At 70.8% G+C, this 9,157-nt stretch carries 11 protein-coding genes; 4 read left to right on the top strand and 7 right to left on the bottom strand.

Going from position 1 to position 9,157, the window contains the following annotated elements; translation table 11 throughout:
* Positions 1-87 precede the first annotated feature (87 nt).
* On the bottom strand, positions 88-615 hold the full coding sequence (locus tag J7I97_RS11850; RefSeq protein ID WP_251058718.1) for an EF-hand domain-containing protein: 528 nt from the start codon (positions 613-615) through the stop codon (positions 88-90).
* A gap of 364 nt (positions 616-979) precedes the next feature.
* Here J7I97_RS11850 and J7I97_RS11845 point away from each other — a divergent pair, with 364 nt between their 5' ends.
* Together J7I97_RS11845 and J7I97_RS11840 are read left to right on the top strand one after the other, a co-directional pair.
* A complete protein-coding gene (locus J7I97_RS11845; protein ID WP_214933594.1) occupies positions 980-1,162 on the top strand; it encodes a hypothetical protein in 183 nt (60 codons plus the stop codon).
* A gap of 24 nt (positions 1,163-1,186) precedes the next feature.
* Positions 1,187-1,663: a hypothetical protein gene (locus tag J7I97_RS11840; protein ID WP_214933592.1), complete on the top strand. Its 477-nt coding sequence runs from the start codon at positions 1,187-1,189 to the stop codon at positions 1,661-1,663.
* Between the two features lie 13 nt (positions 1,664-1,676).
* On the opposite strand, the gene J7I97_RS11835 is transcribed toward J7I97_RS11840, so the two are convergent.
* From J7I97_RS11835 to J7I97_RS11815, 5 genes are all read right to left on the bottom strand, one after another.
* Complete coding sequence (locus J7I97_RS11835) at positions 1,677-3,869, bottom strand: M48 family metalloprotease (RefSeq protein ID WP_214933590.1); 2,193 nt, start codon at positions 3,867-3,869, stop codon at positions 1,677-1,679.
* 8 nt (positions 3,870-3,877) lie between these two features.
* Complete coding sequence (locus tag J7I97_RS11830; RefSeq protein WP_214933588.1) at positions 3,878-4,555, bottom strand: hypothetical protein; 678 nt, start codon at positions 4,553-4,555, stop codon at positions 3,878-3,880.
* Positions 4,556-4,756: 201 nt separating this feature from the next.
* Entirely contained in the window at positions 4,757-5,281 is a 525-nt protein-coding gene (locus J7I97_RS11825; protein ID WP_214933585.1) for a hypothetical protein, read from the bottom strand.
* Positions 5,282-5,543: 262 nt separating this feature from the next.
* Positions 5,544-5,783: an SH3 domain-containing protein gene (locus tag J7I97_RS40260; protein WP_374103707.1), complete on the bottom strand. Its 240-nt coding sequence runs from the start codon at positions 5,781-5,783 to the stop codon at positions 5,544-5,546.
* Positions 5,784-6,190: 407 nt separating this feature from the next.
* Positions 6,191-6,877, bottom strand: a complete 687-nt coding sequence (locus J7I97_RS11815; RefSeq protein ID WP_214933582.1) for a TetR family transcriptional regulator — start codon at positions 6,875-6,877, stop codon at positions 6,191-6,193.
* 121 nt (positions 6,878-6,998) lie between these two features.
* Here J7I97_RS11815 and J7I97_RS11810 point away from each other — a divergent pair, with 121 nt between their 5' ends.
* Together J7I97_RS11810 and J7I97_RS11805 are read left to right on the top strand one after the other, a co-directional pair.
* Positions 6,999-7,181, top strand: coding sequence for a hypothetical protein (locus J7I97_RS11810; RefSeq protein WP_214933581.1), 183 nt, complete (start codon positions 6,999-7,001; stop codon positions 7,179-7,181).
* Positions 7,178-7,447, top strand: coding sequence for a DUF4190 domain-containing protein (locus tag J7I97_RS11805; RefSeq protein WP_214933579.1), 270 nt, complete (start codon positions 7,178-7,180; stop codon positions 7,445-7,447). The genes J7I97_RS11810 and J7I97_RS11805 overlap by 4 nt, the downstream gene beginning before the upstream one ends.
* Positions 7,448-7,522: 75 nt before the next feature.
* On the opposite strand, the gene J7I97_RS11800 is transcribed toward J7I97_RS11805, so the two are convergent.
* On the bottom strand, positions 7,523-9,031 hold the full coding sequence (locus J7I97_RS11800; RefSeq protein ID WP_214933577.1) for a glutamate synthase subunit beta: 1,509 nt from the start codon (positions 9,029-9,031) through the stop codon (positions 7,523-7,525).
* Positions 9,032-9,157: the final 126 nt, after the last annotated feature.

Genomic DNA, 9,157 nt, shown 5'->3' with positions numbered 1-9,157 from the left:
ATCTACAGCTGGAGTACTAGGGCACCCGCGCCTGACTCGCCCAATGGCCCCCGCCGTTACCCGGGCGGGGGCTACGGGCCAGGTAGGTCAGCGGCTGCCCGTGTGCAGGGCTTCGGCCATCGGCGAAGCGCCTTCGATCACGTAGGCGCGGATCGAGGCCAGGTACTCGTCGCGGTCGATGCGTCCGTCGCGGTCGGTGTCCAGTGCGTCGAATGCCGTCTCGGCGTTGTCCGGCGTGTTGCCCAGCACCGCGCGCAGTTGCGTGAACTCCGCCCGGTTCAGGTTTCCGTCGGCGTCGGTGTCGGCGAGGTCGAAGAGCGATCCCAATGCCTGCCGGCATACGTCGTCGAAGGCCTCGGCGCCGGCCCACGCCGCGTACTCCTCGAATGTCACCCTTCCATCGCCGTCCGCGTCCATCGACGCGTATACCCGCTCGTGAGCGGCGAGCGCGGCCAGGACGAGGGGGTCGGCCCCTTCGCGTCCCAGCGCCGCCGCCGCACGTTCGGGGCGAACGAGGTACTCCTGCCGGGAGATGACACCGTCGCCGTCCACATCCAGCATGGTGAAGATGTGTCCCTTGGCGGCGAGGGCGGCAGGGGCGGTGCGCAGGGGCATGAGGTTGTCCTGTCCATGGGAAGATTCCGTTGGTCAGGCGATACGTGCCCCAGTCTGCGGTCTGCCAGCCGCGGGGTCATCCGTACGGGTGAACAGACCGCGCGCCACAGCGCACAGCCCGGGCCCGCTGCGGAACGGCGGCTCAGCAGGCGGGTTGAGACCGTCCGGAATATCCTGTAATCAGTAGTTTTCGAGCGAGTGTGGGTATTCCGCCGGGCCGCAGTGCGTGGACGCCGCCGCCGATATCGAGGGCCGTCATTCTTCCTGCCGCAGCCCTGCCGTGCGAGCGTCCTCAGGACCCGCCTACCTACCGCGCCGCAATCAGCAGAAGTTCCTCATTCGGAGGACTGAATACATCCGCTACGTGTCGCCTTCTTCCGGAGGCTGGCAGCAGCAGGAGCTGGCAGGTGGCCCGAGGAAGGTGTGGACCATCACCGCGGAGTCCGGTGACTACAACTTCACGGTCCAGGCATGCAACCGCGGTACCTTCACCGGTTCTTCCTGCACCCGGTGGTCTCCGCAAATCTACCTGAACGCCCGCCCCTAGCGGCTTACTTCTTAAGGAGTAGTCATGCGCACGCTCCCGCTCTCGACATCTCGCTGGCCGCGCCGCCTGGCGGTGACCGCGACAGCGATGGCCGTGGTCGGCCTGGGGGTCGCACCGACCGCGACGGCGACGGCACCCGCCGCCACCTCCGTCGGCATGGTCGCCCCTGCCGGGTCGACCCCGACGGATCTGGACAAGGCGCCCGCAGGTCTCTATCTGTTCCAGTACACCTACCGGGGCCATCTCAAGATCGGCGGCGGCAACTTCACCCTCGGAGGCAGGGTCTATGTGGCCGTCAAGTTCAACTCCGGACAGGTCAAGTACCACGGGACCGTGACCGCGAAGACGAACTCCGGCGTCCCCGGCGGAGCCGTCTACCTGGAGACGAACATCTCCGCTCCCTGTGCCCCTGGCAACAACGGCTACGCCCAGGCGTACGACTACAGCACCCAGACCTGGTCGCCGAGGCTGCCGGTTGCGATCTGCGTGCGCCTCGACTGAGGTGTGGTGGCTCTCAAGGGCTACGAGGGTCAGTACCGCGCCGTCCATTGCCGTGGCGCAGGTCGTAGAGAACTGCCGCCGAGTTCTCGGACGCGATGACCACGCCTGCGGCGGGCCCCATGAGGATCAGAAGCAGCCACGGTGTGATCCGGCCGTCCGCGAACAGCTCCACGGCCGAAAGAAGCGCTGCTGCGCCCAGGCAGGCCGCCGCGGCCTGTGTACGTCGGCGGAACACGGTGTCGTGCGGGGCGAGGGCCGCCCCGCCGGTGCCGAATACGAACAGCATCAGCCCGAGTTGGCTGACCAGGGTGAGCGGCGATCTCGGCGCGAAGTCGGTGAGGAGCCTGATCGCGGTGGAGAGCGCCCAGGCCGTCATCCCCAGCGTGGTGAGGTGGCAGAGCAGCCGGAGCCGGAGCCGCATGGGCGAGGCCGCCGGGGTCACGGTTCCCGTGCCGTAGCCGGCTCCCAGGGCGCGGCGGGGACCTGCTTGCGCGGGGCGCCGGACAACCAGGCAGAGGGCGCCTGCGAGCGGAAGGGAGACCGCCACGCCGCGGAGGTACGGCGCCAGGCCGGCAGCGAGCGCCGTGGGGAATCCGGTGACGGCGAGCAGCGCCCCGTAGGCGCCGGTCACGAACATCGCGGGGCCTCGGGGCAGTCGCACCGCTTCGCAGCCGAGGGCCAGGAGCGCGCAGAGCGCGACGGTCGCGGTCGATGTCAGTGCCAGGCCGAGTGCCGCCGTGCCGGTCAGGGACTGCCACAGCAGGACGGTGGGCGTGCCCGCGCGTTCGGTGATCGGTCCCGGGTAGATGAGGCAGCCGAGGCACAGCCCTGCCCAGAAGCATGCCGCCAGCCCGGCCAGGCGGGCGGCCAGGCGGAGGCCGATGGCCCCGAGGCCGCCCCAGGCGAGGACCGAGTACCGCACCCCGAGGGCGACCAGGGGGCCTGCCCCCAGGAGGAAGGGCAGGGCCGTCCAGGCGAACGTCGGCCGGAGCGTGGTCACATCGTCGAGCTTGAGAATTCCCGTACGGAGCCCGAACATCATCAGTTCGAAGCTGTGTCCCAGAATCAGATTGACGGCGAACGCGAGAAGGCAGCCGATCAGGGCCACCTCCCATCCGGTGAGTTCGTCCGCGAGGGCGGGCCGGACCAGAGCGGCCCTTCTGCGCGCCAGAGAGGGGTGGGTGGCGAACGGCCACAACCCCGTATGGCCGCCGCGCCCGGGGCGCGACTTGGCCGATTCGTCGAAGAGCGCGTCGAGTGCCTGTCGGGCCGTCTCGCCGCTGCCGGGCCGAGCGGCTGCGGACGGGTAAGAGGCGGACGGGCAGGCGGCGGACGGGCAGGCGGCGGAGAACCTGTCGGCGTGCAACTCGCGCGACTGGAGATAGCTGTTGCGTGCGGCGTAGACGACGCCGGTGAGCAGGGCGAGCCGCAGGCACAGCTCGCGCAGGCTCGTGCCTTCACCTGCGTATCCCGTCAAGGAGAGGCAGAAGGCGCCGGCGACGAGAGTGACGAAGGCCCACCACAGCGCCGTCACTCCCTGAGTGACGTCGAGGTCGCGGTTGCGGATGTGGCCCAGTTCGTGGCGCACCAAAGCGTCGAAGCCTCCCGGATCGGTCCTGAGCCGGTCCTCCAGGCCGCCGGATACTTCGATGTACCGTCGGCCCCAGTGGCCGAAGGCGACGGCGTTCACGGTCGTGTCGACGGCGTGGACCAACACGGCGGGCGGCCTGACGTTCGCGTCGGCTGCGAGAGCGCGTATCGCGGCATCGAGGCTGGGAAGGGGTGTGCCGTCCGGACGGGTGGAGGTTCCGAGGGGTTTCTCGGGCTTGAGGCCGTGGCGAAGGATGCTCAGGTAGGGCAGCAGCCAGTAAAGGAGGAACCCCCCGGCCGCCAACACGCCCACGGCGAGGCCCGCACGGCGCTCCGGGTGGTCGACGGGCCGTTTGTGGCAGCGTCGCTCGATGGCACCGTTCACCTCGTCGCGGTAAACGTCCGGGACGGAGGACCTCTGCCAGAAGGGGGTTTCGGCGGCGCGCCGCTCCTCCTGGGTCAGTGGCAGGAGGGCGAGGTATACGTCGGTCACTTCGCTGGAGCATGTTCGGTAGCCCCAGGAGGCCTGGGTGTACCGCTCGGGTGTGGCCGGGAAGGCGATGGCACCGGCCGAGACGGTGAGTGTCAGCCAGAACAGGAGCGCTCGCAGGAACACAGCGGTGGTCAGCCACCGCTTCCGGCGGCTGAACTCGCTGGACCCCCGTCGCCCGCGGAGGCTACCGGCGGTTCCGGTGGGGTCTCGTTGTCCGTGGTTCCTTCGCCGGCGTCGGCGTGACCGGCGGGGAGCGTGCCTTCGGCCAGATGCTGGACGAGCCCGGCGAGCGTGGCGTCCGCGACGCGCCGGGCGAGGCCTTCGGGTGCGTTGCACTGAAGGGCGGCGGTCAGCGCGATGGCGCGCCAGTTCGCGAGGTCGGCGGCGCTGAGCCCCGTCGACGACGAAGCGGTCGGCACGCCGCTGTCCGTCGTCACGGCCGGGGTGGTGCTCGTCGGCGCGGCCTCTGGCTCCCGCTGCCTACGCCGACGCCAGCCGCCGAAGGTCCGTTCCAGTCTGGCCACCACTGCCGTGGAGGCTGCCCCGAGCAAGGCTGTGGCGACCGCCAGGGCTACCGGGGTCACCAACTCCCCGGGCAGCCCGACCGGATCGAATCGTGTGGTCCGGCGGCCGGCCCAGGGAAGGTGCGGGCGGAAATAGGCCCGGGCCCGCTGGTCGAAGTACCGTGTTTCATGATCCGCCGTTTCGGTCACCACCCGCCGTGCGAGCTCTTGCGCGAGATGGCGGCGGTCTCGCGTCAGCCTTCGGGATACCTGATCGTCGGTGCGCGGTGTCGAGTCCATCTCCATGCGTGGTCGCCCCCTCATGCCCCCTGAAGCCATCAGCACGATCACTACCCCGGGGATGGCTTCTCTCGCAGTACGGGAACGAGTATGTGGCGCGTACGCGTGCCGTGCGCGGTAAATGCGCGGGCCGGTGTGCCCGTTCCGCGGCCGCGGGTCGTCCGTGTGCGCCGGCCCCCGCCGTCGTACGCTCCCCGGAGCGGAGGCTCAACGGATGTGGCAGGCCCTGTCGAAGGCGCGGTTGGCTCCCTCGGTCCATCCCTCCCAATAGGCGTCCGTGTGGCTGATTCTCCGGTCCGGCCGCGGCCGGACCTGGCAGCTCTCCCTGGCCGCGTCGCGGCCGGCCTCTCGCCCGTCCCTGCGGCCCTGAGCACGCTCGCGCTCGGTGTTCTTGCCGGACTGGACGACCTTGCAGTTCACGAAGATGAAGTTCTGGTTCTCGTTGACGGCGAGAACGGTGTAGTGGACGTTCTTCTGGAAGCGTTTCACCAGGAAGTTGCCGTTCGCGTCTATGTTCAGGCGCTCCCTGGATTCGCCGTCACTGAGGTCTCGCGGGGGCGTGAAACCCTGGCCGGCGATGGTGACGGACGTCCCGTCCGGCGATGGTGTGACCGTACAGCTGGCGACTGGTACCGCGGCGCCGGCAGCCGGCGCGAGGGCGACCACACCGGACAGCGCGAGCGAGGACGCGAGCAAGGAAGTAACAACGGCACGTCGGGTCTGTCGATGCATGATGGTGCTCCCCTCAGGGAGAAACGAGGCAGGGAGCGGGTAACCGGCCCGCAACGGCGCCGACACGCATCGCGGCGGCCGCGCTCGGTGCCCGCTCCTCCATCCTCCCCGGCCCGCGCCCGGGTGTCGACCGGGAGCGGGGCGGGCCGGCCGTGACCTGCGGCGTCGGCTACGGGTCAGCCCGAGGAGGTAGTCGCAGATGTGGGGACGCGGACCGCCCCCACGCCGGGTCGGCGCGGGGGCGGTCCATGATGGTGGTTCGTCAGCAGTGCCCCACGCTGGTCTGGTTCGCTACCAGCGACGAGTGCACGTAGCCCGTGCCGACGGCGCTGGACACGCGGAACCAGCGGTTGGACGCGTAGTTCGAGTAGGGCGGGTAGACCCACTGGTTGTCGACCCAGCACAGCATGGTGACGCCGGAGCCGTTGCCGAGGTAGCCGATCGAGCCGCAGGCCGTGCTGGCGCAGGTACGGACGTTCGCGCCCCCGCTGTTGGACGAGATGTAGCTGCCCGCGCGTCGGCGCTGCCGGCGCCGGCCAGCATGCCCGTCAGGGCCACGGCGGCCGCCGCGGCGGCCAGACCGGCCCGGGACCGAAGGGTGGTGGTCGTCTTGCGCATCGTCGTTCTCCCTACGAGGTCACTGCATTGGTGTGCCACGCCCCGGCAGACCCGGCGGCGCTCCACCAGAGAGCCAGCCCGCGGCCGCCGCCGGGAAGGGCGTTCCCGCAGGTCGGACGGGCTCGTACAGGACTCCGTACAACTCCGGACAGCGCGCGCGGGGTTCACCGGCAGGGCGGCGCGTAGGGAAGCCCGGGTATTGGGCGGGGTACGCGCGCGGCGACTCTCCGACTACGGCCCGTGCGTCTCCTGCCCGGCTTTCGCGCGCGAAGGGCCCGCTCGGCGAACCCGTCACGGGACGACAATGCGCGGCGCACTGTCGCGCTGCACGGCGGGCCAGTTCACCCGGCCCGCGTGGATCAGCCACAGCTGGCTGCGTGCCGTGCGCGTGACGGCGGCCCACTCGTTGGCCTCCAAGGACGCGGACAGGTACGCGGAGGCCGTCATCACCATGTGGTCGACGTACAGCCGGGCCAGCATCTGCACGTCGTCCGGGCTCCAGCCGGTGGCCGGCATGTCGTGACGAAAGCTTTCGGCCACTTCGGACGCGAACGCGTCGAGCTGGCGGGCGATCACCTCGCGCACCCGCCGTACGCCGCCGTACCGTTCGCGCACGATGAACCGGAGGTGCGCCGGGTACCGGCGGACCAGCTCGGACATCAGCTCCACTGCGGCGTCGATCCGTACGCCCACATCGCCCGAATCGTCTGAATCACCTGAATCGCCCGAGGTCGCGAGGATCGACCGGACCGCCGAGTGCAGGCTCTCCAGCGCCTCCTCGACGAGCGCGATGCCGAGTTCCTCGATGCTGCCGAAATGGCGGTAGAAGGCGGTCGGGGACACGCCGGCCGCGCGGGTCACCTCCCGAAGACCCAGGGCGCCCAGGCTCCGTTCCTCCAACAGTGACAGCGACGCGTCCAGAAGAGCCCGGTGTGTGCTGCGGCGTTGAGCCTCGCGGCTCCCAGAGGTCTGGCTCATGACGGAAAGTTAACCCCCCTGTTTCCCAAAGTGTGCATGCATCATTTTAGACTAGGTAGTCAGTGCACAACTGTTACCCATCCCTGACCCCATCCCTGCACCTATCCCTGAAGGAAGCACGATGCTCTTCCTCATAGCCGCCCTCATGCTGTTGGGCGTCGTCCTGGGGACCGTGGCCCACGTGGCCGCCCCCGTCAGCCTCGGCGCGACCGCGGCCATCGCCGGCTGGCTGCTGCTGTTCGCAGTCCGGGAACGGCACGCCCAGACCCGACGCGGGACCGGACGACAGGAGCGCCAGCGATGACCACCACCCGTACCGCTCCGCGTGCCGGCGGCGTCCGCGACGCCGACGCCATGGCCGTCACGGCGTTCGTGCTGGGCCTGGTGGGCACGCTCGCCATGAACCTCGTCCTCGGGCCGGTCGCGATCGTCCTCGCCACCCTCGCCCTGCGCCGTGGCACCAGCCGCCCCGGCCGTGCGCGCCTCGGCCTCGCCCTGGGCATCGCCGACCTCGTCATCCTCGCCTGCCTGGTCAGTGCCGACCAGACGCTGTCGTGGAGTGTGGGCTGAGGGGGCCAACCTGCAAGATCCACCTCGGGACCGTAGAGATGGCCTGTCCGGGGGATGGGTGGCCCGGCTCGGGGGTCACGCCGACATGGGCCGGTCCTGCGCGCCGATCGGGGCCGGGAGGGCCGTCGTGCCGGTCAGGTAGCGGTCCACCGCGGCGGCCGCCGCCCGGCCCTCCGCGATCGCCCACACCACCAAGGACTGTCCGCGTCCGGCGTCACCCGCGACGAAGACCCCTTCAGGCCGCAGGCCGGGCAGCCGCGTCGGCGACGGCTCACCGACGGCCGCGAAGCCCGCGTCCCGCGCGAAGTTGCCCCGGCCGTCCCGCGTGAGCCCGAGTTGCCCGCCCAGGCCGCAGGCCCGCTCGGGACCGGAGAAACCGAGCGCCAGCAGGACCAGCCCGGCCTCGATCACCCGCTCCGTGCCCGGGAGCGACCTTCTCCGCGCGGGTTCCACCGCGGTGAGGTGCAGCGCTCGTACCCGGCCCGCCGCATCGCCTTCGAAGTGCACGGTGGCGCTGGAGAAGACCCTGGGATCGGCGCCGTCGCGTTCGCGCGCCTCCTCGTGGGCGTGGGAGATCCGGTACACCTTCGGGTACACCGGCCAGGGGTCGGCGTCGGGCCGGCCGGGGCCGGGCTCCGGATTGATGTCCAGCTGGACCACCGACAGCGCGCCCTGCCGCAGTGCGGTGCCCAGGCAGTCCGAGCCGGTGTCCCCGCCTCCTACGATCACCACGCGCCGCCCCTCGGCCGTGACCCCGGGCGCCGCCCGGTCGCCCTCCTGGACCCGGTTGGCGCAGGTCAGGTAGTCCATGGCCTGGTGGATGCCGCTCAGCTCGCGGCCGGGCACGGGCAGCTCCCTGCGCTCCGCGGCCCCGACCGCGACAACGACCGCGTCGTGCCGTCTTCGCAGGTCGGCCGCGTCGGCCCGGCCGCCGATGTCCGCCTCCGTACGGAAGACGGTGCCCTCGGCCCGCATCTGGGCGATACGGCGGTCCAGGTGCGCCTTGTCCATCTTGAACGCGGGGATGCCGTAGCGCAGCAGCCCGCCTATGCGGTCGGCCCGCTCGTAGACGACGACGGTGTGCCCGGCCCGGGTCAGCTGCTGGGCCGCGGCGAGCCCGGCCGGGCCGGAGCCGATGACGGCGACGGTCTTCCCGCTGAGCCGCCCGGGCGGCGCCGGCGGGGTGTACCCGCGCTCCCAGGCCTGGTCGGCGATGGTCTGCTCGACGTTCTTGATGGTCACCGGGTCGGCGTTGATCGCCAGGACGCAGGCGTCCTCGCAGGGTGCCGGACAGAGCCGGCCGGTGAACTCGGGGAAGTTGTTCGTCGCGTGCAGCCGCTCGGACGCGGCCCGCCAGTCGCCGTGCGCCGCGTACGCGTTCCACTCCGGGATGAGATTGCCCAGCGGGCAGCCGCTGTGGCAGAAGGGGATGCCGCAGTCCATGCACCGGTTCGCCTGCTCGGACACCAGGGGCAGCAGCGCCTGCCCGGCGTGCACCTCCCCCCAGTCGCCGAGCCGCTGATCCGCGGGGCGCGCCGGAACGGGGCGCCGGGGAGTCCTGAGGAAGCCGTACGGGTCGGTCATGCGCCGCCTCCCTGGCTCACGGGCGGATACGGCATTTCGACCAGGTTACGCCGCATTCGTCCAAGTCCCCGCGCGACGGAGCAGCGAGTGACTCCGGTCACTTCGAGTGACCGATGGGACATGACT

The organism is Streptomyces sp. ISL-87, assembly GCF_018614095.1.
Classification (GTDB): Bacteria; Actinomycetota; Actinomycetes; order Streptomycetales; family Streptomycetaceae; genus Streptomyces.
The sequence above is the reverse complement of the archived record's forward strand: the minus strand, read 5'-3'. Positions and strand labels throughout refer to the sequence as shown.